We start from the raw sequence: 20,638 nt of genomic DNA on the forward strand, positions 1-20,638 counted from the left end.
GCAAGGACCGGTTCGCCGGTCAAGCCGCTATCACGCGAGGGTTGCTCGATGCGGAGTGGCCCAAGGGACGAAGCCTGGCACGCATGAGCCGGGCGGGAGCAACGAAGGCGGTGCTGGCATTCCGGCCGCCGACCGAGCTGCCATCGTTCCCGCGATGCGGCAGGGGATGCGCCCCGGCACTGGTGGCATAGGCCCAAAACCCCGGCCGGCCGGCGAGGCGTGAGCCTCATTCATCTGCGGACTACCGCTACGGGGCAAACGCCTCGCCGGTCCCGCTTCGTCTTCCTTGAAAACTCCGAAGCCCCAGGGCTGTCGGACGCGTCAGTCTGCCGCGCATTTCGCGCACCGGCCATTAGCCGAACCTTAACCACGACATAGGAAATTGACTGGCAACGCGCGCCGCCACCGAACCCGCCGGAAATCCTGATGTACAGCGCGATCCGGGGGCGGCATTCGACAACATATTCAGTGGAGTTTCTGCACGTTCACGAGGCCGACGGATCGCACCGCGCAGATCGACCAGCCTCGGGTTTTGCAGGGCTTTTGTTTTTGGTTTAGTAGCGCGGGTCTACCCTAAATGCGTCTGATTATCGGCATCGTCATCATCATCGCCTGCGTCATCGGCGGCTACATCGCCATGGGTGGGCACCTGGCGGTGCTGGTGCAGCCGTTCGAGGCGCTGATCATCCTGGGCGCCGCGCTCGGCGCCTTCATCATCGGCAATACCGGCCCGGTGCTGAAGCAGACGCTCGGCATCTTCGGCATCCTGTTCCGCGGTCCCCGCTACGACAAGGCCGCCTATGTCGAGCTGCTCGGCCTGCAGTTCACCCTGTTCAAGCTGGTGCAGGCCAAGGGCGTGCTGGCGCTCGAGCCGCATATCGAAGACCCCGGCAACTCCTCGATCTTCCAGCGTTTCCCGACCTTCAACGCCAACCATCACGCCGTCGAGTTCATGTGCGACTACCTGCGCATGGTCACCCTCGGCAGCAACGTCGCCCACGAGATGGAAGCGCTGATGGACGAGGAACTCGAGACTCATCACCAGGAGAACGAGCGGCTTGTCTCGGCCATCCAGGCGCTCGCCGACGGCACCCCGGCCCTCGGCATCGTCGCCGCGGTACTTGGCGTCATCCACACCATGGGCTCGATCAGCGAGCCGCCCGAAGTGCTCGGCCACATGATCGGTGGCGCCCTCGTCGGCACCTTCCTCGGCGTGTTCGTCGCCTACGGCTTCTTCGGCCCGATGGCACAATCGCTGCGCAACATCTTCGAGGCCGAGTCGAAATACTTCCTGTCCATGAAGGTCGGCCTCTTGGCCCAAATGTCCGGCTATGCCCCGGCGATCGCCGTCGAGTTCGCCCGCAAGGCGTTGATGTCCGAAGTCCGGCCCACCTTCGCCGAGATCGACGAAGCCACCGCAAACCTCCCGGCCTCGTGAGGACCTGAGCCACGATGGCCCGCAACGACCAGCCGTTCATCATCAAGAAGTCGCGGCGCGCCGCCCACGCCCATCACGGCGGCGCCTGGAAGATCGCCTACGCCGACTTCGTCACCGCCATGATGGCGTTCTTCCTCTTGCTGTGGCTCATCAGCATGACGACGCCGGAGCAGAAGAAAGGCCTCGCCGACTATTTCGCCCCGCCCAATGTCAGCGAAAACACCAGCGGTGCCGGCGGCGTCATGGGCGGCCTGGCCTTCGCCGAGGACGGCGCCAAGATCTCCGCCGATGCCAACAAGGACGCCCTCACCGCGCCCGAAAGCAGCGAAGCCGGCCCGCAGATCGAAGCCCGGGGCGGCGTGGCGGAAATCGGTGGCAGCAGCTACGACGCGATCCGCGCCTCCAACGTCACGCTCGAGTCCCGCTACAACCAGGATTACCACGCGGCCGCGGCCAGCATCCGCCAGGCCTGGCAGGCATTGCCCGACATCACCAAGATCGCCGACAACCTGCTCGTCCGCGAAACCGAGAACGGTCTCGACATCGAGATCATCGACCAGGAGGGCCGCCCGATGTTCCCCGAGGGCTCGAAGTACCCCTTCGAGGCCACCCGCAAGGCCATCGCCGCCCTCGCCCCAATCCTGCAGAAGCTCTCGAACCAGATCACCATTTCCGGCCACACCGCCGCCGGTGCCGTCTACGACAATCCGCGCTACGGCGCCTGGGACCTGTCGAGCGACCGCGCCAATGCGGTGCGCGCCATCCTCGGTGAATTCGGCCTCGCCGACGATCGCATCCGCGGCGTCAACGGCAGCGCCGCCTCCGAGCCGCTCTTCCCCAACGACCCTTACCTCGCCGGCAACGGCCGGGTGCAGATCACGGTCCGCTACGAAGCGCCGCCCGTACCAGCCGGGCTGGCCCCTTGAGGTGCGGAATCGCGGCAACAAAAAAGGCCCCCGCAGGGGCCTTTTCCGTCGTTGCACTGTCAGGACTTGTCCCTCAGCGCCACGGGCGTTCTTAGAGCGCCTTGAGGTTCGTCGCCGAAACCTTGCCGTCACGGCCCTTCTCGAGCTCGTAGCTCACCTTCTGGCCTTCGGCGAGGCCCGAAAGGCCCGAACGCTCGACGGCAGAGATGTGGACGAAAGCGTCCTTCGAACCATCGTCCGGCTGAATGAAGCCGAAGCCCTTGGTGGTGTTGAAGAACTTAACGGTGCCTTCGATCATGATGGCCCCCTTTCAATTGTCGTGCGCGGGATACTCCCGCTTGTCGCACGCGTTCCTCGTTCGGCGACATGCCGCCCGGGTCTAAACGTTCACAATATCAAGAGGTAGCCAATTAGACCGCAAGCGGCCCGAGCTGGTAGCGCCAGATGGAAGCGAAACGTGCCCGGATATATCTGCCACCATTGCGCCTTAATCAAGGCGTGGACGCTGATTTATCGGTATGGCGCTAGGTCGACCTCGTCGACCACCCGTTCAAAACTCTCGAGTTCGCTGCGGACACGATAGAGCAGCGGCCCCGTTTCATGAGGCAACAGCGCCACCACCTGGCAAAGCGCCGCCGACCGGGCGATATCGCGGGAGCCACGAGCCATCGTCAGCCGCTGCCCGACGCGGAAGCGATGCACCGGATGTGCAGTGACCTCCTGCGGTTCCTGCCGGCGGAACTCGGCGACCGTGCTGCCGCCTGTCGTCGCCTCAGCTGCGCGCTTAGCCTTGCCGACAGCCTGCCGGCGTGTCACCGGCACAGCAATGCTCTTGAACGAATCCACGAATGTTCCTGGGACACGAGTCCGGCGCCACGGGCGCGACAGCCGGTATCATCTGGCCGAAGCCTTCCCTTGCACTCTAGCACAAGCCTGCCTCCAACGACAGGAACTTGTCCCCACCTCGCCCAATGCAGCGCATGCTGAGGCGGTTCAGGTCGGAGGGTATCCATGACGGCAAGTAGAGAAAGACCAATGGCCCGACAGTCTCCTGCCGGGCCATTCATCGGATCGGGTACGATGAGATCAGCCGTTCGGCGAACACGGGGCCAGGTAGCGGCGACCGTTCCGGTCTTCCCAGACGCACTTGGTCGGGTCGTCCCTGTAACGGCCGATGAGCTCGCCGGCGACGGCACCGGTGATGCCGCCAACCGTTGCGCCAACCAGCGCACCGCCGACCGTACCGGTTGTCGCGCCGCCGATCACCGCGCCGGTGACTGCGCCGACACTGGCCGTCTTCTCGGTGGTGGAGCACGCCGTGAGCGTCAGTGCCGTCATCAATACGGCGACAGTGGATAGAACTTTACGCATGAATACCCTCCGGGAGGTTTGTTAAGACGCGAGCCCGTCACGACAATGCGTCGAACCAGGATAGGTTCCCGCGGCTTGAGACAAATCGCCGAACGGGTTAGAGCTCTGCCCGCGATTGGGACTGCCAAAATGAATGAGCCTATGACGGTACCGGTAGCCGGCACCGATGCTTCCACGTCTGCAGGCGGCTGGGCCACGGAACTCCGGGCTAGCTTCGCGCTCGCTTGGCCTCTGATCGTCGCGCAACTGGCGCAGAACCTGCTGTTCACCACCGACGTGGTGCTGATGGGCTGGCTGGGCCCCAAATATCTCGCCGCCGGCACCCTCGCCGGCGCCTTCCTGATCCCCTTCCAGTTGACCGGCATCGGCATCGTCGGCGCGGTGGCGCCGCTCGTGGCGCAGGCGCGGGGCCGCGGCGACACCAAGGCCGTACGCCGCATCGTCCGTCAGGGGTTTTGGGTGGCCATCCTCGTTGCCACGCTGTTGGTCCCGATCGTGCTCAGCATCCGCCCGATCTATCTCGCCCTGGGTCAGGACCCCGAGGTCACGCTGCTGGCCGAAAGCTACATGTTCGCCGGCTTCTGGATGCTCTACCCGGCGCTGGGCATCATGGTGGTGCGCTCGTTCCTTTCGGCATTCGCTGCCACGCGGGTGATCCTGGTCATCACCGTGATCGGGGTGATCATCAACGCGGCCGTCGCCTACACGCTGATCTTCGGACACTTCGGCTTCCCGCGGCTGGAATTGCGCGGCGCAGCTCTGGCGACCGGCTTTGTAAACCTGTTCATGTTCCTGGGCCTGCTCGCCTATACCCAGACCCACCGCAAGCTGAAGCGCTTCCATATCTTGGTCCGTTTCTTCAAGCCGGACTGGCCGCGCTTCCGCGAGATCCTGAAAGTGGGCTTGCCCATCGGTCTCACCGTTGCCGCCGAAGTCGGGCTGTTCTCGATCGCCGCCATCCTGATGGGCCGCCTCGGCACCAACGAAACCGCCGCCCACGCCGTAGCGCTGCAGCTCGCCTCGACCGCCTTCATGGTGCCGCTCGGCCTCGGCATGGCGGCCACAGTTCGCGTCGGCCTCGCCTATGGTCGCGGCGATGCCGAGGGAGTTCGCCTCGCCGGCTGGTCGGCGATCGTCATGGGCACCGGTTTCATGGCGCTGACAGCTGCCCTGTTCCTCGCCGTGCCGCACGCACTGGTGGCGATCTTCCTCGACAGTTCCGACCCGGCGAACGCGACCGCCCTGATGCTCGCAGCCACCTATCTTGGTATCGCGGGCATCTTCCAGTTGGTGGACGGCGCACAGGTAGTGGCAGCGCACTCGCTGCGCGGCCTGTCGGATACCCGCACGCCAATGCTGCTCGCCATCTTCGGCTACTGGTTCGTCGGCCTGCCAACCGCCTACGTGCTCGGCTTCGTGTTCAACCTGCGCGGTGTCGGCGTCTGGATCGGACTCGCTGTTGGCCTCGCCTTCGTGGCTATGCTGCTGGTCAGCCGCTTCGCCCTGCGCGGCCGCCTGGGCCTCATGAAAAAGATCGTCGTACCAGTCTAGGACCGTACCCTTGACCCAGCTCAAGCCCGCCGAACAGCGCGTCGCCGACGCTCTCGCCACCCACGCCCTGCCTGGCGAGGTGGTCGTCCTCGAACAATTGGCAACGACTGCACAGATGGCGGCCGACGCTCTGGGCGTCGAAGTCGGCCGCATCGTCAAATCGCTGCTGTTCAAGGGCAAGGACAGTGGCAAGCCTTACCTGCTGCTCGTCTCGGGCAGCAATCGGGTCCACGAAAAGCATGCTGGCCAGCGCATCGGCGAAGCACTCGAGCGCCCCGACGCCGATTTCGTGAAGCTCCACACGGGCTTCTCGATCGGGGGTGTCTCGCCCTACGGTCACCCTGCCCCGCTGACGACCTATCTGGACGACGCGCTCCACAGCTACGCGACGGTCTGGGCTGCTGCCGGCGATCCACGCTCGGTGTTCGAGATCACCGCGGCTGATCTCGAGCGCACCACCGGCGCCACGCGGATCGACGTCACCTAACTCTCGACCCAGGTCCAGTCGGCCATCCGGTTGCGAAACCACGTCCGCTGGCGCTTGGCATACTGCCGGGTGGCGATCACTGCCCGCTCGATCGCCTCGGCTTGCGTAAGTTCGCCCGCCAGCATCGCAGCAATCTCCGGCACCCCAATCGCCTTCATCGCCGGCAGGCTCGGATCGACATCGAGCGAAAGTAATCCCCGCACCTCGTCGACGGCCCCATGCTCGAACATCGTTTCAAAGCGGCGAGCTATCCGTTGTCTCAACACTTCCCGGTCGGGATTCAGTACCAGGCGCTCAAGTTCGAAACCGCCGAGCAGTCCTGTCTGCACTTCGTCCTGGAAGCTGGCGAGGGACCTTCCGGTGGCACTGAGCACAGCCAGCGCCCGGATCACCCGCTGCGGGTCGGGCGCTTTCAACCGGGCCGCGATCTGAGGGTCGCGTGCCGCAATGAGTTGGCCCCGGGCCTCGCGATCGAGGCCTGCAACCTCCGCTTCCGCTGCAAGAACAGCCTCCGCCGGAACCTCGGGCACGTCCGCAAACCCGGTCGTCAGCGCATCGAAATAGAGTCCTGTGCCGCCGACGAAGATCAGCGTCCTGCCGCCTTCGGCCTCGATAACGTCGGCTGCGGCTCTCACCCATTCACCGGTCGAAAACCGACGCGCCGGAGAGACTATGCCATAGAGCCGATGCGGCGCCTTCGCCATCTCCTCCACCGACGGCCGGGCGGTCAGCAGGCGCAGCCCGTCATAGACCTGCAGCGCATCTGTGTTGACGACCACGCCGCCGCGCTCGGCGGCGAGTTTCAACGCCAGCGCCGACTTGCCGCTGGCGGTTGGACCCGCTATCAACACCGCTCGCTTGTCCGGGCTTTTGCCCATCCTTTTCAGGCCTCTCTCACGCACATGACGGTACTCTGCCTCATCGCCAATCCGGCTGATCCCGCAATTGACTCGGCGCTGCTCGCGGCGATCCAGCACGAGACCCGTGGTGAGATCAACTGGTTGCACCAGCGCATCGCTTGCGAGATCCACGCACCGAGGGCCGCCGATCCTGTGGCCGCAGCGCGCAGCGTTATCGGCAGCCGGCCGGTGGACGTGGCGCTCGTGCCCGCCGAGGGTCGCCGCAAGCTTGTGCTGGTCGCCGACATGGATTCCACCATGATCGAGCAGGAGTGCATCGATGAGTTGGCCGACGCCGTAGGCATCAAGGCTGAGGTCGCCGCGATCACCGAGCGCGCCATGAACGGCGAACTCGATTTCGAGCAGGCACTGCGCACGCGCGTCGGCCTGATCAAGGGCCTCGAGCGCAGCGTCATCGAGGAGATCCGTCGCGAACGCATCACGCTTGCTCCCGGCGGGCGCGCACTGATCCACACCATGAAGGCCTATGGCGCCTATGCTTCGCTGGTTTCCGGCGGTTTCACTTTCTTTGCCGACTATTTCGCCAAACGCATCGGCTTCGACGAGGCGATCGCTAACGTGCTGGAGTTCGATGGCGAACAGCTGACCGGCACGGTGGCGAGCCCGATCGTCGACAAGTCTACCAAGCTGCATCGGCTGCAGGCCCTCGCCGCCGAACGGTCGCTGCCGATGGGCGCGACGATGGCTGTCGGCGACGGCGCCAATGACCTCGACATGATCAAGGCCGCCGGGTTCGGGGTCGCGCTGCATGCCAAACCGCATGTGGCGGCGGAGGCCGGCATCCGCATCGACCATGGCGACCTGACCGCCCTGCTCTACCTGCAGGGCTTTACCGATGAGGACATCGTCAGGTGAGAATCGAAACACCGCGCCTGATACTTCGCCCGTGGGAGGATCGCGATCGCGCTCCGCTCGCGGCGATCCTCGCCGATCCGGAGGTCCGCCGCTTTTACCCCACAACGCTGACGCCCGAGCAGACCAGCGCCCAGATCGATTTCTCGATCGAGAAGGCGGCCGCAGTCGGGTTTCACTTCGGACCGGCCGAACTCAAAGCCACCGGCCAGTTCGTCGGCCTCATCGGTCTCGGCTACATTCCCGATGAAACCCGAGCCGCCATTCGCAGGCAACCAGCCGTCGAGATCGGCTGGCAGTTCGATAAGGCCTTCTGGGGCCAGGGTCTCGCGCCCGAGGGCGCGCTCGCTTGGCTCGACTACGGCTTCCAGACGCTCGGCCTGCCGGAGATCGTCGCCTTCACCTACGCCGGCAACCTACCCAGCCAGCGGGTCATGGAGAAGATCGGGATGACCCGTGATCCCGATGCGAACTTCGAACACCCCAAGCTGGCGCCGGGCCACCCGTTGCGTTCGCATGTCGTCTATCGGATCGCCAACCCAGCCGGCGGCGAATAAGAATCGAACGTTTGTTGTTCCTCTACCGGCTGGACCTCTAGCCCAGACGCACCGCGATGAAGCGGCTGGTCCCAGTCGGATCGATCACCTTGAACAGCACCGCAGGCCGGCCGGCTTCCTTGGCCTGCCCGACCAGTTCGCTGAGTTCGTCCACCGTACCGATTTCCTTCTGATTCACCTCGGTAACGAGCAGGCCCGGAATGAACCCCTTCTGATCGGCATCACTACCGCTCTTCACCGCGGTCACGACGATGCCGTTCTCCTCTGGGGCGATCCCGAATTCCGCACGCTTCGCCTCGTCGAGAACTGCGACATCGAAGCCGACCAGGTCAGGCAAGCCCAGCGGCGGCGCATCGACCTCGGCAACCGGCTCCTCGGGAGCGGAAGCGACCGGAGGCGTCGCGGTTGCTTTGTTGTTGGCGATCAACTGCTCGCCCAGCTCAAGCCTGCCGAGCGTGATGCTGAGCACCGTCTCGGCCCCGTTGCGGAGCACCTTCACTGGAACCGCCTTGCCCACCTGCGTTTCGGCCACGACGCGCGGCAGATCCCGCATCCGCGCAATCGGCTTGCTATCGAACTCGAGGATGATGTCGCCCTCCGCCACCTGCCCCTCGGACGGGCCACCCTTGGTGACATCGATCACCAGCGCGCCAGCGGTGCTCTTCAGCCCCAGGCTGCTGGCGATGTCGTCGCTGACCTCCTGAATGCCGACCCCGAGCCAACCGCGGCGCGTCTCGCCGAACTGCGCCAACTGGTCGATGACCGGCCGCGCCAGGTTCACCGGCACGGCGAAACCGATGCCCAGCGATGAGCCGCCGCGGGCGATGATCGCCGTGTTGATGCCGACCACCTTGCCGTCCATGTCGAACAGTGGGCCGCCGGAATTGCCCTGGTTGATCGCGGCGTCGGTCTGGATGAACTGGTCATACGGACCCGACTGGATGTCGCGGTTGCGCGCCGAAACGATCCCCAGCGTCACCGAACCACCGAGGCCGAACGGATTGCCGATCGCCATCACCCAGTCGCCGACCACCGCACCGTCACTGTCGCCGAACTCGACGAACGGCAGATCATGCCCAGCATCGACCTTCAGCACTGCCAAATCGGTCTTGTCGTCACTGCCGACGATCTTGGCCGGCAACCGCGTGCCGTCGGTGAGGTAGACCTCAATTTCCTCGGCCCCCTCGATGACGTGATTGTTGGTCACGACCACGCCGTCAGCCGAAATGATAAAGCCCGAGCCGAGGCTCCGCGCCTCCTGCATCTGCTCTTCACCCAGCCCATTGTTCGGGTTGTGCTCGTCGAACAGCTCCTCAAGCGGCGAGCCGTCCGGCAGGTCGGGGAATGGTACCCCGCCACCGCCGGGCACTCGGCGCGACGTGCCGATGTTCACCACTGCGGGGGAGAGTTGTTCGGCTAGCGCAGCCACCGATTCGGGGCCTTTCGCTGTCGCCGGTGCGGCCTGCAGAGGGAGAGCCAGCAATCCCGCAACGGCCAGAGACCGCAACATCCGACCGGCAGCACGCATCAACTTCTCCTGCAAGGACTCAAGCGCGGCCGGGCCGATAGAGTTCAGCCGCGCAACAACCACAAGAGAACAAGTCCGACCCCGGCGCAAGCCAACGCTGCCGCACGAATGGTTGAAGCTGGCATCGATTGGACCGATGCCAGCAACTTCTTCATCTGCTCGGGGAAGGCAGCGTAGACGAGCCCTTCAAGGACCAGCACAAGGGCCAGTGCCGAGAAGAGCTCGATCATTTACTGCGCTGCTGGCGTCGCCGGGGTGGCTTCGGCCGGAGCCGGAGTCACGGGGGCGGTCTCAGCGGGAGCCGGGGCCGTCAGGTCGGTCGCCGGAGTCGAGAGGATCGGGGAGTCTGTCGCGGGCTCCTCGACCAGCGGCGTCTCCGGTATCGGCGTGGTCGCGGCCTCAGGCGGCGGCGTCACCTGGTCGGGGTTCTGGTTCTGGAAGAACCGGAAGAACTCCGAGTCCGGCGACAGCACCATGGTCGTGCCATTCGGGCCCAGCGCCGCGCGGTACGACTGCATCGACCGGTAGAAGTCGAAGAAGTCGACGTCGCGATTATAGGCATCGGCGAAGATCTGGCTGCGCTGGGCATCGCCTTCGCCTCGCAGGATTTCCGCGTCACGACGGGCTGCCGAAAGAACCTCGACGGCTTGACGATCGGCGATGGCGCGCGCCGTCTGCGCCGCTTCCTGGCCACGGGCACGAAGCAGAGCTGCCTCGGCGAGACGTTCGGCCTTCATGCGGTTGAAGGTATCGGCCGAGACGTTTGGATCGAGATCGGTACGGAGAATCCGCACGTCGACCACTTCCACGCCGAGCTGAGCCATGTCCGGACGGATCAGGTCGCGAGCTTCGCGCATCATCGCCGGACGCTCCTCGGAAAGAGCCGCCGTGAAGTCACGCAGACCGTAGACCTGACGCAGGGCCGCGTCGAAACGGGTCGAGATACGGTCTTCAACCACCCGCAGTTCGCCGAGCGCGCGGGCACGGAACAGCCGCGGATCGGAGATGCGGTAGGTGAGGAACGCATCGACGATATAGAACTTACCGTCCGACACCTGCACCGTCATGTTGGCGATGTCGTAGCGCAGCAGCCGGTCTTCGACGATCTGGACCGTGTCGATGAAGTTGGTCGGGATCTTGAAGTAAAGACCGGGGTCGGTCTTCACGTCGGTGATTTGCCCGAAGCGCATGACGATGGCCTGCTCGCGCTCATTGACCACGAAGATCGACGACACGAACACATAGAGCAGCGCAATGACGGCGATGCCGAGAATGATGAGTCTGTTCATGGCTTACCTCGCCGTCGCGTCGGTGGTGGTGGTCGACGGCGTGCTGTTGAGTGTCGCGTTGGGCCGGATTTCCGGCAGCGGCAGATAGGGAATGACCCCCGAGCCGCTGGAGCTCTTGTCGATGAGCACCTTCTCCGAACCACCCAGCACCTGCTCCATGGTTTCGAGGAACAGACGCTTGCGCGTCACTTCCGGAGCCTTGGCATATTCCTGGTAGATGGAAAGGAAGCGGGCTGCCTCGCCTTCGGCTTCCTGCACCACACGATTCTTGTACGCGGCAGCGTCTTCGCGAACCTGCGCGGCCTGACCGCGGGCGTCGCCGAGAAGCGTGTTGGCGTACTGCCGAGCCTCTTCCTGGAAACGGTCCTCGTCCTGCTCGGCGCGCTGCACTTCGTTGAAGGCATCAGCCACTTCGGTCGGCGGCGCCGCCTGTTCGATGGCGATCTGCGACACCGTCACGCCCATGCCGTAGCTCTGCACGATGCCCTGCACGATGGTGCGGACGTCGTTGGCGATGCCGGCGCGATCGTCACGGAAAATATCCTGTGCGGGCCGACGACCAACGATTTCGCGCATCGCGCTTTCGCCGATCGAGCGAACCATGTCGTCCGGGTCTCGGACGTTGAACAGGTACGAGGCCGGATCGCTGATCGACCACAGCACCGAGAACTTCACGTCCACGATGTTCTGGTCACCCGAGAGCATCAGGCCCTCGTCGCTCTGGGTCCGGCTCGAACCGACCGAACCGATTTCGGTACGGTTTTCCGTCATGTTCACGCGCTCGACGGTCTCGAGCGGCCACAAATGGAAATGCAGGCCGGGATTGCTGGTCTCGATCGGGCGGCCGAAGCGCAGCTTTACGCCGACTTCCTGCGGATCGATCGTGTAGAACGCGTTGAGGCTCCAGAACACCACGACGGCCAGAACGGCGCCGATGATGGTCCAGCGCCCGCCCGGAATGCCGCCCTGGAAACGGTCGCGGCCACGGGAGAGGATTTCTTCGAGATTTGGCGTTCCGCCGCCCCGGCGGCCACCGCCGCCACTGCCACCACCGGGAGTCTGACCCCAAGGGCCGCCGCTATTGGAGTTGCGGCCTCCCCCGCCCGTATTGTTATCCCAGGGCATACGCCACCTTTCAGCCGGATTATCGATTGCCGCCCTATATAGGGAAGGCCCTCCCCGCGATCAACGTGCGCCGGGTTCACGCCGGCGATAGACTTTTACCGAGAAATCCGCGCTATCCCGTTCTGTGCGCAACACTTCAGGCTCCGCTTCTACTTCCCATTGCTTGGGATCGATAGGTGGAAACCGAGCATCTCCTGTAGGGGTCGCTGCCACATGTGTGACGTAAAGCCGCTCCGCCAGCGGCATCGCCTCACGATAGATTTCGCCGCCACCACCGATCATCACTTCGTCGGCACCGTCTGAGGCGGCGATAACCTGGGCGCGATCGAGCGCCTCTGCGAGGCTGTGGAACACCTCGACGCCATCCGGCCGATAGTCATCCCGCCGGGTCACCACGATATTGGTCCGGCCAGGCAATGGCTTGCCTATGCTCTCGAAGGTCTTCCGCCCCATGATCAGCGGCTTGCCCAACGTGGTCCGCTTGAAGTGAGCGAAATCCGTCGGCAGCCGCCAAGGGATCGCGCCGTCGGATCCGATTACGCCGTTCTCGCCAACGGCCGCGATCATCGCCACCGGAACAGTCAAAGTGCACCGAGCCTCGCCAGCGCTTCACCGTCGACGCGAACCTTGGTCCATTCGTCCTGCATGATCCCACCTTGGGATTTGTAGAACTGTATCGAGGGCTCGTTCCAGTCGAGTACCCACCACTCGAACCGACCGAGCCCTTCGCGGACGCACCGCTGCGCAAGGTTGACCAGCAGCGCCTTGCCGACGCCCAGCCCGCGCGCCTCGGGATCGACGAACAGATCCTCGAGCCAGATGCCGTAGCGGCCCTGGAACGTCGAGTAGGTATAGAACCACAGGGTGAAGCCGACCGGCTTGCCGTTCCACTCGGCGATCTCGCAGAACACCTTCGGGTCAGGCCCGAACAGGTCGCGGACGATATCGGCCTCGCTCGCCTTGGCCTCATGCGATAGCTTCTCGTAAGCCGCCAGCGCTTCGATGAAATGGATGATCAGCGCCGCGTCGTCGGCGATGGCCGATCGAATGTTGAGGCTCATTGCGCGCTGGCCTCACCGCTCCCGAGATAGACGAACCACTTGCGTTCGAGGGCAGCCTCGACGTCGATCGAGTTGTGCCGGCAGAACAGCAGCAACTGCGCTAGGAGGTCCGCGGCTTCATCCTCGAGCGATTGCCGTATGGTCGCTTCGGATCGCTCTCCCACTCGGCCCCGGCCGCTGCCACGCAGGTACTCGGCAACCAACTCGCCTGCCTCTTCCTGCAGTTTCAGCGCGTACCAATCGGGATCACGCCGGATCTCGCAGCGTGCGGCATAGATCGCGGAGACCTGCTCGACGCGTTCCGTCAGTTCGGTGATTGTCGCCATCAGCCTACGTTCGGTTCCGGGTCCTGCCGGTTGAGGATCAGCACCTCGAGCTCCCGGCCGTAAGGGGGCCACCAGTCCTTGGCCTCCATCTCGAAGGTGGTCGGGCCGCTCTTCTTCACCTCGCCATCCCAGCAAAACGAGATGAGGTTCTGCGGCAGCATCTTGTCGATCGTCAGGTGGAACTTGCCGATCGCGCCGGCCCAATTGGCACCCGTCGACCAGATGTAGCTGATCCAGCTCTCGGTGAAGGGCGCGCCGTAGGGCTCGTCGGGGTTCGGGAGGGTCTTCTTGACCGCCTCGATGAAGCTGTCATCAGTGCAGTACTTGCGCTTGTACTCAGCCGCCGGATCGTAGCCCTCGTATGGCGGAGACAGGAACGTTACCGCCACAGTGCCGCCGACGCTGGGCTTGTACTGGTGCTCGACGATCACCGTCTCCCCGGCGGGGAAATGCGCCTCCCAGCTGTAGGTCGAGCGCAGTGTCCAGACCGGCCAGTATTCGGTCTGCATCCCCTGCCCCTGATCGAACTCCATGGGGATCACCAGGGCGCGATGCACCAGTTCCTTCTTCGTCGCCTCGTCGAGCGCGTTGATCGCCTTGACCGTCGCATCGCCGTAGGGGGTCAGCGGCAGCCCGAGGTCGGTGAGGTACCGGGTGTAGTCGATGTTGGTGGCGAACACGTACTGGTGCAGCTCGGCCGATACCGGCTCGCCATTCACCAGCGTCTCGAAGGCGAAGATGTTCTCGGGATCCTCGGTGGGGATCGCCACCATGAAGTCGCCGTCGCCGGTGATGTCGGGCATCGGGAACGCCACCAGCGCGTCAGTGTCCTCGGCGCCCTCGTTCTTGAACTCGTATTTCACCCGGATCTGCTCAGGCGAGACATAGAGGTCCTCGCTGAGCATCTTCACCTGGTCGGTCTGGACGAACACCAACCCGCCGGCGCCGAGCGTCGACATGGTGTCGTTGGCAATGGCGGGGCCAGCCGCGAGAGTGGCGGCGACAAGAACGAACGGGAGGATTTTCATACCGCGATCTCTGCCTTGATGCTCGGATGCGGATCATAGCCGGTGATCATGAAATCCTCGAACTGGAAATCGAAGATGTCGCGCTTGTCGGGGTTGATGGTCAGCCGCGGCAGCGCCCGCGTATCGCGGCTCAGTTGTTCCCGGACCTGGTCGAAGTGATTGTGGTAGATGTGTGCGTCGCCGAGCGTATGGACGAAATCGCCCACCTCCAGCCCCGTCACCTGCCCTACCATATGGGTCAGCAGAGCGTAGGAAGCGATGTTGAACGGCACGCCGAGGAAGATATCGGCCGAGCGCTGATAGAGCTGGCAGCTGAGCTTGCCGTCGGCGACATAGAACTGGAACAGACAGTGGCAGGGCGGCAGCGCCATGTCCTCGATTTCCGCCGGATTCCAGGCCGTGACGATGTGCCGGCGCGAACCCGGCCTGGTCTTGATCGAAGCGATGACGTTCTCGATCTGGTCGATCGTCCCGCCCCTGCCGTCCGGCCAGCTCCGCCATTGGCTGCCGTAGACAGGCCCCAGGTCGCCGTTCTCGTCGGCCCACTCGTTCCAGATCCTGACCCCGCGCTCCTGCAACCAGCGGACATTGGTCTCGCCGCGGAGGAACCAGAGCAACTCATAGATAATGGATTTGAGATGCAGCTTCTTGGTCGTCAGCAGCGGAAAGCCGGCGCCAAGATCAAAGCGCATCTGGTAGCCGAACACCGAGCGGCTACCAGTGCCGGTGCGATCGGGCCGATCGATGCCGTTGTTGAGGACGTGCTGGAGAAGGTCGAGATATTGGCGCATCCAGTCAGATTACCTCGATTCGGTGGTCAGTTTGCCCAGGTTCCACAGGGGCGTTTGCATCGCGCTGCGCCCGCGCCTATATAGGGCTTGCCGGCAACGGCTATGGCGATAAACGGCTAGCGTAATAAACCTATTGGACCCGGGGGCAGTGCCCGGCGTCTCCACCAGAACTCCCCGTCGTGGCGGGCTCATGGGGACGAAACAGGATCGACAAGGGCGTAAAGGTTAGACTTTTGCTCGGCATGGTACCACCGATATCGGGCCATCCTAATAGTTGCCAACGACAACTATGCTAAGGTTGCTCTCGCTGCTTAATGCGGCGCTGGCACCTGAACTAGAAGTCCTCCGGGCCTAGCAGTCCGACAGGCGGGGTTCGCAGGCACCTGGCAACAGAAGCCTGCACTTCCCTCCAAATGCCCGCATCGTAACGCCGCTCCATCGCAGGGGGCGTAAGTTTTCCGTTTTGCCTTGAATTGTACCCTCGCGAGCGGTGATATGGGCGCTTCTCGGGGATTCCCCCGCTCGCAAGGACGATATGGCTGAAGACCTGATCCGCTACGACATTTTGGCCCAGGAAGCGCTGCGCGGCGTCGTCCGCAAGGTGCTCTCCGAAGTGGCGCGGACTGGCCTGCCCGGCGACCACCACTTTTTCATCTCGTTCGTCACCAAGGCGCCGGGGGTTCGGATGAGCCAGCGGCTGCTCGAGCAGTACGACAAGGAGATGACCATCGTGCTGCAGAACCAGTTCGGGGCCCTGCGGGTCACCGAAACCGGGTTCGAGGTGGAACTGTCGTTCGACGGCCGTCCGGAGCTCCTCGCCATTCCCTTCTCGGCGGTCAAAGGCTTCTTTGATCCTTCAGTGCAGTTCGGTCTGCAGTTCGACGTCGAGCGGGTCGGCGGCGAAGACGGCGAGATCGAGGCCGAGACGGCCGAGGACGCGCACCCCGATGCGCCTAAGCCAGTGCCCGTGACGCCGGAGGCGCAGGGTGAGAAGGTCGTGAGCCTCGACAGCTTCCGCAAGAAGTGACCGGGTGGAGAAGCGCTCGCTGACCATCGCCGGGCATCGTACCAGCATCGCCATCGAGGGGGATTTCTGGGCTGGGCTTGAAGCGATGGCCCTGGGCAGCGGTAAGTCCATTGCCGCGCTCGTTGCCGAAATCGACCAGCAGCGCGACGCCCCGAACCTGTCATCCGCGGTGCGGCTGGCGGTGCTTGCGTGGTACCGGGATCGCGCCGGCTAGTTGCCTAGCCCGATATCCATCGGCCTATTGAACTCCTCCAGCGCTTTTCTCAGGTCTTCCTCTTCCTTCGCCTTGCGCGCTGCCTCCTCCTCGGCGGCCTGCTTGGCGGCTCCATCGTCCGCCGCCTTCTTGGCCGCGGCGGCCTCCGCTAGCTTCCGCGCGGCTTCTTCCTCGGCTGATTTCCGAGCCGCTTCCTCGGCGGCGAGGCGGGCCTTCTCGGCTTCCTCGGCTTGCTTTCGCGCCTCGTCCTCCGCCCTCAGCTTCTCGAGCCGCGCCACCTCGGCCTCGTAGGCCTTGACCATGATGGCATCGACCAGCCCCGAGACGTCGAATTCCCGCGTCGGCGCCAGCAGGGTGCCACCGAGCTTTGTCGCGACTTTTGCCGAGCCGGTATCCACCAGCGCGGCTGGAGTGACCGTCGTCGCCGCCAGCGTGTAGTCGCCGGCAATCCCGAGATCGCCGAGATGGATCGAGCCGCTGCCGAACAGTTGGCCCCCATCGCCGTCGACCGGCACGTTGGGGCTGCGCAGCACGCCGCCGGCGACAGTGAAGCTGCCGGTCATCTGCGGGGCGCTGAACGGCGCATCATCCAGCCGGTCCTCGATCAGAGCGCTGAGTTCCTCCGGTTGCATCTTCAGGAGGTTCTCGACCCCCGCGACGCTGGCTGCGGCGCGCGGATCGAGGCGCTCGATCTGCAGCCCGGTGACGCCGTAGGTGCCCTCGCCCGTCAGCGCCGCGGTGATGCCGGCAACACTGTCGCCGGTGCCGTCGAAGCGCCCCGCCGCATCGAGGGTACCCTCGAGCGCCTCGGCGACAACGGGAGGCACGATGCTGTCGAGCGATACGCCGGCGAGCGATACGCGGCCGCTGACCTGCTTGTCGGTAAGCGGACCGGCGCAGCACACCGCCAGTTCGAGGCCGACCGAGCCCTCGCCCAGCTTGGCTTCGACGTTCCTGAGGCGGGTCGTGGTGGCGTCCCAGTCCAGGTCGAAGCTGAGGTCGGTCAGCAGCGGCTTGCCGGCGACGGCCAACTCCGGGGCGGTGACCGCTATGCGTCCGGTGGTGCTGCGCGGTTGGTCGCCGATGCTGAGTGGGCCATCGGGCCAGATCGCGTCGCCAGGCAGGAGCGAGGCTGGGCCGGTGATCGTGCGCAGCAGCCCCGCGATGTCGAACGCCCCGGCCGCGATGCGCCCCGTCACTGCACGGGTGCCGCCCTTGGCGACGAGATGGAGGTCGCCGGTAAACGGCTCCGCTCCGGACTTTCCCGTGATCTCCTCAAGCCGCACGTCGGTGAGGCCGTTGAAGTCGACCGTCGCCGAGGCGGATAGCGCCGGCAGTGAAATGCCACCGGCACCGAGCCAGCTGGCGAAGGCCGAAGGATCGGCGAGCGATGCCTTGAGCGTCCCCTTGCCGCTGTAGGCGTCGGGATTGGTAACGACGACGTTGCCGGAAAAGCCCAGCGAGTCCCCTCCTCCTTCGACCAGCACGGTGGTCTCGAGGCTATTGGCGACGTTGCCGTCGACCAGCCCGACGAGGTGCACCGGCTCGCCTTCGGCGAACAGGCTGACATCGCCGAGCCCGAGTTGCGCGGTCATGGCTGTCGCGTCGGCGGACTTCATGTCGAGCCGCACTTTCACCGGGCCGGATGGAGCCCGGAGGAAGCCGGCCTGCAGCTCGGCGTCGGCGGCGACTTCGGCGGTGCCGAGGCGCCCCGAGACGGCGAGGCTTTGGGCGCCATCGCCGCTGGGCGCATCAAGCCGCAGTGCCAGGTCCGCCGGTAGTGAGGGTTTGAGGAAATCGACGATCGCTGGCGAGGCGCCGAGCGCGTTGTAGAAGCCCGCCAAGGCCGGTGCGTCGGCGGCGCCGACCGTGACAGTGGCGGAGCCCGAGAGTTCTGGCCTGGTGATCGAGCCGAAGGCGGTGAGCGAGGCCTTGAACTTGGTGCCGCCGAGGTCGCCCGCCGACAGATCGTCGACCACGAGGACGCCGCCGTCCCAGGACCCCTTGGCGGAGAGCGCCCGTCCACTGAGCCCGCCGAGCACCATGCTATCGGCGATGAACTCGAACTCGCCTTTCGGAAAGGTCGCGGGGAAGGCGACGTCGGAAGAGAGATCGGGCAGCAGGGCGAACAGCGCGTTGCTGCGGACCGCATCGAGCTGGCCCAGATCGGCTGTGATGTGGAGATCGGGAGTGGCGCTCAGCCCGAGCTGAGCCGAAAACGAGCGAGCCTCGCCGTCGAGTTCGAGGCGTCCGTCGCTTACCGACAGCGTCTCGCCGACCAGATCGACCTTCGCCGCGATCGAGCCGGGCATGCCGAACAACGGGTTGCCCTCAGCGGGCTTGCGCCACAGGGTGGTCAGCGCGTCGAGGCGCTGCGCCTTCACCGACAGGGTGCCGGAGAACTCGGGGTGGCCCGTCGCAGTGGCGATCTCGCCGGCGAGGGACACCGTTGTATCGCCGGGCAAGGTGCCGGTGAGGCCCGTTACGGTCCAACCGCCCTCGTGTGAACTGGCATCGAGCCGGACGTTGCGCAGCGAGAAGGCGCGCAGGTTGACCTCCGCGACGTCGACGCCGATCGTCCCCGGAATGCCCGGCGCTGTCGGCAGCGGCAGCTCGCGCAGCAGCCGGATCAGTTCGTAGGGCTCGACCGACTGTTCTGCCGTAGCGTCCCGCGGTGGCAAGGCGAGCAGCCCCCCGGAGATCACTGCGTTGAACGCCATGCCCTTGCCCAATGTCACGTCGGCGGCGCCGAGCAGGCGCGTCGCGGCACGGTTCTCGTCGGGGATCACGACATAGTCGGAGAGCAGCACCTTGCTGGGGCTCGCCTCGACCTTGCTGGTCATCACCAGATCGCCCTGCCCCGCATCCTCGGCGCCTGGCTTGGCCGGCTTCGGTGGTGGCTGGCGGTAGGTCATGGTGCCGGAGAAGCCGGGAGTGAGCCCCGGCGTCAGGAAGCCCTCGGCGGCGAGGGTGAAGCGATCGTCGACCGGTCGGAGGGTCATGGCGAGCGAACCGCCGCCTTCGGCGTCCAGCTGGCCGGTAGTGACCCTCAGGGAATACACCGCCCCATCGACATTGCCGCTGCCCTGGAACGAGAACGGTCCCCGCAACGCCTCGAGCTTCACGTCGCCGGCGACATTGGAGGCGATGTAGGTCTCCCCGGAGCGAGCGTCGTGGAGCTTCACCGTGCCGCCCGCGATCGTCGCATTGGCAACCGAGATGTTACTGTTCACGGTCTGCGCGAGCGCGATGCCGGTATCCACCGCCCCGTCGGCTGCGACTTCGACCGTGACCGCCGGCCCATCGAGCTGCAGCCGCGTGACGTTGTAGCGATCGCGCAGGAAATCGATCAGCGAGAAATCGGCTTCGACCCGTTCGACCGTCAGGTTCGGAGCCTCGGGCGGACCGGCGCTGACGTTGGAAAAGGTCAGCTTGGGCTGTGGCAACAGCGAGAAGGCCACGTCGCCATCGATGCGGACCGGCGTGCCCAACACGTCGCCGGCGATAGTGGCCAGCCGATCGCGATACTGCCCCCAGGGGATGAAACTGGGCACGACGAAGGCCGCGGCGAGCAGCAGGATCGCGATGACGCCGATGACGATGTAGAGCCGGTTGAGCACGGGGCCGGTGAATCTCCGCAGAACTCAACGGAGTGTAGGCAATGGCTCATGTTCCGTCACGCGCTGAACGGGCTCGCGCAATCACTATCGTGTCTTCTGGGACACAAAGGCCACGCGGCGACCCGTCACTCGGTCGCCAGGGTGACGCCGTGGGTGGGATGACATCACGACGAGCCAACGGGTCCGACAGCCCCAGGGGCTTCGGAGTTTCAAAGAGCTCTTCCCCGTGATCGAGGAAGACGAAGCGGGACCGGCGAGGCGTTTGCCCCGTAGCGATAGTCCGCGAATGAAAGAGGCTTACGCCTCGCCGGCCGGCCGGGGTTTTGGGCCTATGCCACCAGGGCCGGGGCGCATCCCCTGCCGCATCGCGAGAACGATGGGACCTCAGTCGGCGGCCGGAATGCCAGCACCGCGTTTCCTTGCTCCCGCCCGGCTCATGCGTGCCAGGCTTCGTCCCTTGGGCCACTCCGCATCGAGTTGCCCTCGCGTGATAGCGGCTTGACCGGCGAACCGGTCCTTGCCGTGAT

The 20,638-nt window shown here is 64.9% G+C and carries 22 protein-coding genes and 1 other RNA gene; 9 read left to right on the forward strand and 14 right to left on the reverse strand.

All coding sequences use genetic code 11. The features are described from left to right. Positions 1 to 577: 577 nt before the first annotated feature. Together motA and AC1DWU_RS22620 are read left to right on the forward strand one after the other, a co-directional pair. On the forward strand, positions 578 to 1,438 hold the full coding sequence (motA, locus tag AC1DWU_RS22615) for a flagellar motor stator protein MotA (protein ID WP_477152277.1): 861 nt from the start codon (positions 578 to 580) through the stop codon (positions 1,436 to 1,438). A gap of 14 nt (positions 1,439 to 1,452) precedes the next feature. Then, complete coding sequence (locus tag AC1DWU_RS22620) at positions 1,453 to 2,364, forward strand: flagellar motor protein MotB (RefSeq protein ID WP_477152278.1); 912 nt, start codon at positions 1,453 to 1,455, stop codon at positions 2,362 to 2,364. Between the two features lie 91 nt (positions 2,365 to 2,455). On the opposite strand, the gene AC1DWU_RS22625 is transcribed toward AC1DWU_RS22620, so the two are convergent. The 3 genes from AC1DWU_RS22625 to AC1DWU_RS22635 form a co-directional block, all read right to left on the reverse strand. Further along, positions 2,456 to 2,662 (reverse strand): cold-shock protein, encoded by a 207-nt coding sequence (locus tag AC1DWU_RS22625; RefSeq protein ID WP_055878471.1) that lies wholly within the window; start codon positions 2,660 to 2,662, stop codon positions 2,456 to 2,458. 212 nt (positions 2,663 to 2,874) lie between these two features. Then, positions 2,875 to 3,210, reverse strand: a complete 336-nt coding sequence (locus tag AC1DWU_RS22630; protein ID WP_477152279.1) for a hypothetical protein — start codon at positions 3,208 to 3,210, stop codon at positions 2,875 to 2,877. A gap of 240 nt (positions 3,211 to 3,450) precedes the next feature. Continuing rightward, positions 3,451 to 3,735, reverse strand: coding sequence for a glycine zipper domain-containing protein (locus AC1DWU_RS22635; protein WP_477152280.1), 285 nt, complete (start codon positions 3,733 to 3,735; stop codon positions 3,451 to 3,453). A gap of 141 nt (positions 3,736 to 3,876) precedes the next feature. On the opposite strand from AC1DWU_RS22635, the gene AC1DWU_RS22640 reads away from it, so the two are divergent. Both AC1DWU_RS22640 and AC1DWU_RS22645 read left to right on the forward strand, forming a co-directional pair. Next, the gene (locus AC1DWU_RS22640) at positions 3,877 to 5,286 is read left to right on the forward strand and encodes an MATE family efflux transporter (RefSeq protein ID WP_477152281.1); all 1,410 of its coding nucleotides are present in this window, start codon (positions 3,877 to 3,879) and stop codon (positions 5,284 to 5,286) included. 10 nt (positions 5,287 to 5,296) lie between these two features. Beyond that, the gene (locus tag AC1DWU_RS22645; protein ID WP_477152282.1) at positions 5,297 to 5,773 is read left to right on the forward strand and encodes a YbaK/EbsC family protein; all 477 of its coding nucleotides are present in this window, start codon (positions 5,297 to 5,299) and stop codon (positions 5,771 to 5,773) included. On the opposite strand, the gene miaA is transcribed toward AC1DWU_RS22645, so the two are convergent. Beyond that, on the reverse strand, positions 5,770 to 6,651 hold the full coding sequence (miaA, locus tag AC1DWU_RS22650; RefSeq protein ID WP_477152296.1) for a tRNA (adenosine(37)-N6)-dimethylallyltransferase MiaA: 882 nt from the start codon (positions 6,649 to 6,651) through the stop codon (positions 5,770 to 5,772). The genes AC1DWU_RS22645 and miaA overlap by 4 nt on opposite strands. Positions 6,652 to 6,675: 24 nt before the next feature. On the opposite strand from miaA, the gene serB reads away from it, so the two are divergent. Together serB and AC1DWU_RS22660 are read left to right on the forward strand one after the other, a co-directional pair. After that, positions 6,676 to 7,548, forward strand: coding sequence for a phosphoserine phosphatase SerB (gene serB / locus AC1DWU_RS22655; RefSeq protein WP_477152283.1), 873 nt, complete (start codon positions 6,676 to 6,678; stop codon positions 7,546 to 7,548). After that, positions 7,545 to 8,102: a GNAT family N-acetyltransferase gene (locus AC1DWU_RS22660; protein ID WP_477152284.1), complete on the forward strand. Its 558-nt coding sequence runs from the start codon at positions 7,545 to 7,547 to the stop codon at positions 8,100 to 8,102. The genes serB and AC1DWU_RS22660 overlap by 4 nt, the downstream gene beginning before the upstream one ends. A gap of 37 nt (positions 8,103 to 8,139) precedes the next feature. Here AC1DWU_RS22660 and AC1DWU_RS22665 read toward each other — a convergent pair whose 3' ends face one another. Genes AC1DWU_RS22665 through AC1DWU_RS22705 form a run of 9 tightly spaced genes read right to left on the reverse strand, consistent with a single transcriptional unit; the run spans position 8,140 to position 15,250 of the window. Beyond that, positions 8,140 to 9,630 carry a Do family serine endopeptidase gene (locus AC1DWU_RS22665; RefSeq protein ID WP_477152285.1) on the reverse strand — a complete coding sequence of 497 codons (1,491 nt, stop codon included), beginning with the start codon at positions 9,628 to 9,630 and terminating at the stop codon, positions 8,140 to 8,142. A gap of 44 nt (positions 9,631 to 9,674) precedes the next feature. After that, on the reverse strand, positions 9,675 to 9,860 hold the full coding sequence (locus AC1DWU_RS22670; RefSeq protein ID WP_477152286.1) for a DUF2065 domain-containing protein: 186 nt from the start codon (positions 9,858 to 9,860) through the stop codon (positions 9,675 to 9,677). Further along, complete coding sequence (gene hflC, locus AC1DWU_RS22675) at positions 9,861 to 10,919, reverse strand: protease modulator HflC (protein WP_477152287.1); 1,059 nt, start codon at positions 10,917 to 10,919, stop codon at positions 9,861 to 9,863. 3 nt (positions 10,920 to 10,922) lie between these two features. Continuing rightward, on the reverse strand, positions 10,923 to 12,044 hold the full coding sequence (hflK, locus tag AC1DWU_RS22680; protein ID WP_477152288.1) for an FtsH protease activity modulator HflK: 1,122 nt from the start codon (positions 12,042 to 12,044) through the stop codon (positions 10,923 to 10,925). A 60-nt stretch (positions 12,045 to 12,104) separates the two neighbouring features. After that, complete coding sequence (locus AC1DWU_RS22685) at positions 12,105 to 12,611, reverse strand: dihydrofolate reductase (protein WP_477152297.1); 507 nt, start codon at positions 12,609 to 12,611, stop codon at positions 12,105 to 12,107. 14 nt (positions 12,612 to 12,625) lie between these two features. Further along, the gene (locus tag AC1DWU_RS22690) at positions 12,626 to 13,105 is read right to left on the reverse strand and encodes an N-acetyltransferase family protein (RefSeq protein WP_477152289.1); all 480 of its coding nucleotides are present in this window, start codon (positions 13,103 to 13,105) and stop codon (positions 12,626 to 12,628) included. Continuing rightward, positions 13,102 to 13,431, reverse strand: coding sequence for a nucleoside triphosphate pyrophosphohydrolase family protein (locus tag AC1DWU_RS22695; protein ID WP_477152290.1), 330 nt, complete (start codon positions 13,429 to 13,431; stop codon positions 13,102 to 13,104). The genes AC1DWU_RS22690 and AC1DWU_RS22695 overlap by 4 nt, the downstream gene beginning before the upstream one ends. After that, the gene (locus tag AC1DWU_RS22700; RefSeq protein WP_477152291.1) at positions 13,431 to 14,459 is read right to left on the reverse strand and encodes a DUF4424 domain-containing protein; all 1,029 of its coding nucleotides are present in this window, start codon (positions 14,457 to 14,459) and stop codon (positions 13,431 to 13,433) included. The genes AC1DWU_RS22695 and AC1DWU_RS22700 overlap by 1 nt, the downstream gene beginning before the upstream one ends. Beyond that, positions 14,456 to 15,250 (reverse strand): thymidylate synthase, encoded by a 795-nt coding sequence (locus AC1DWU_RS22705; RefSeq protein ID WP_477152292.1) that lies wholly within the window; start codon positions 15,248 to 15,250, stop codon positions 14,456 to 14,458. Before AC1DWU_RS22705 ends, AC1DWU_RS22700 begins: the two co-directional genes overlap by 4 nt. Positions 15,251 to 15,300: 50 nt before the next feature. Here AC1DWU_RS22705 and ssrA point away from each other — a divergent pair. The 3 genes from ssrA to AC1DWU_RS22720 all read left to right on the forward strand — a co-directional run bounded on the left by ssrA (position 15,301) and on the right by AC1DWU_RS22720 (position 16,491). After that, positions 15,301 to 15,654: a transfer-messenger RNA gene (gene ssrA / locus AC1DWU_RS22710) on the forward strand. Between the two features lie 131 nt (positions 15,655 to 15,785). After that, complete coding sequence (locus tag AC1DWU_RS22715) at positions 15,786 to 16,277, forward strand: SspB family protein (RefSeq protein ID WP_477152293.1); 492 nt, start codon at positions 15,786 to 15,788, stop codon at positions 16,275 to 16,277. A gap of 4 nt (positions 16,278 to 16,281) precedes the next feature. Next, on the forward strand, positions 16,282 to 16,491 hold the full coding sequence (locus AC1DWU_RS22720; protein WP_477152294.1) for a ribbon-helix-helix domain-containing protein: 210 nt from the start codon (positions 16,282 to 16,284) through the stop codon (positions 16,489 to 16,491). On the opposite strand, the gene AC1DWU_RS22725 is transcribed toward AC1DWU_RS22720, so the two are convergent. After that, positions 16,488 to 20,111 (reverse strand): AsmA family protein, encoded by a 3,624-nt coding sequence (locus AC1DWU_RS22725; protein WP_477152295.1) that lies wholly within the window; start codon positions 20,109 to 20,111, stop codon positions 16,488 to 16,490. The genes AC1DWU_RS22720 and AC1DWU_RS22725 overlap by 4 nt on opposite strands. Between the last annotated feature and the right edge of the window lie 527 nt (positions 20,112 to 20,638).

It is taken from the genome of Devosia sp. P2_G7 (assembly GCF_056403495.1).

What these genes read in the sequence shown, in the direction of transcription:
- AC1DWU_RS22640 (WP_477152281.1), top strand. Translation starts at nt 3,877, where the DNA reads ATGACGGTACCGGTAGCCGGCACCGATGCTTCCACGTCTGCAGGCGGC.
- serB (WP_477152283.1), top strand. Translation starts at nt 6,676, where the DNA reads ATGACGGTACTCTGCCTCATCGCCAATCCGGCTGATCCCGCAATTGAC.
- AC1DWU_RS22670 (WP_477152286.1), bottom strand. Translation starts at nt 9,860, where the DNA reads ATGATCGAGCTCTTCTCGGCACTGGCCCTTGTGCTGGTCCTTGAAGGG.
- motA (WP_477152277.1), top strand. Translation starts at nt 578, where the DNA reads ATGCGTCTGATTATCGGCATCGTCATCATCATCGCCTGCGTCATCGGC.
- hflK (WP_477152288.1), bottom strand. Translation starts at nt 12,044, where the DNA reads ATGCCCTGGGATAACAATACGGGCGGGGGAGGCCGCAACTCCAATAGC.
- AC1DWU_RS22635 (WP_477152280.1), bottom strand. Translation starts at nt 3,735, where the DNA reads ATGCGTAAAGTTCTATCCACTGTCGCCGTATTGATGACGGCACTGACG.
- AC1DWU_RS22690 (WP_477152289.1), bottom strand. Translation starts at nt 13,105, where the DNA reads ATGAGCCTCAACATTCGATCGGCCATCGCCGACGACGCGGCGCTGATC.
- AC1DWU_RS22665 (WP_477152285.1), bottom strand. Translation starts at nt 9,630, where the DNA reads ATGCGTGCTGCCGGTCGGATGTTGCGGTCTCTGGCCGTTGCGGGATTG.
- AC1DWU_RS22620 (WP_477152278.1), top strand. Translation starts at nt 1,453, where the DNA reads ATGGCCCGCAACGACCAGCCGTTCATCATCAAGAAGTCGCGGCGCGCC.
- AC1DWU_RS22715 (WP_477152293.1), top strand. Translation starts at nt 15,786, where the DNA reads ATGGCTGAAGACCTGATCCGCTACGACATTTTGGCCCAGGAAGCGCTG.
- hflC (WP_477152287.1), bottom strand. Translation starts at nt 10,919, where the DNA reads ATGAACAGACTCATCATTCTCGGCATCGCCGTCATTGCGCTGCTCTAT.
- AC1DWU_RS22695 (WP_477152290.1), bottom strand. Translation starts at nt 13,431, where the DNA reads ATGGCGACAATCACCGAACTGACGGAACGCGTCGAGCAGGTCTCCGCG.
- AC1DWU_RS22685 (WP_477152297.1), bottom strand. Translation starts at nt 12,611, where the DNA reads ATGATCGCGGCCGTTGGCGAGAACGGCGTAATCGGATCCGACGGCGCG.
- AC1DWU_RS22625 (WP_055878471.1), bottom strand. Translation starts at nt 2,662, where the DNA reads ATGATCGAAGGCACCGTTAAGTTCTTCAACACCACCAAGGGCTTCGGC.
- AC1DWU_RS22705 (WP_477152292.1), bottom strand. Translation starts at nt 15,250, where the DNA reads ATGCGCCAATATCTCGACCTTCTCCAGCACGTCCTCAACAACGGCATC.
- AC1DWU_RS22700 (WP_477152291.1), bottom strand. Translation starts at nt 14,459, where the DNA reads ATGAAAATCCTCCCGTTCGTTCTTGTCGCCGCCACTCTCGCGGCTGGC.
- miaA (WP_477152296.1), bottom strand. Translation starts at nt 6,651, where the DNA reads ATGGGCAAAAGCCCGGACAAGCGAGCGGTGTTGATAGCGGGTCCAACC.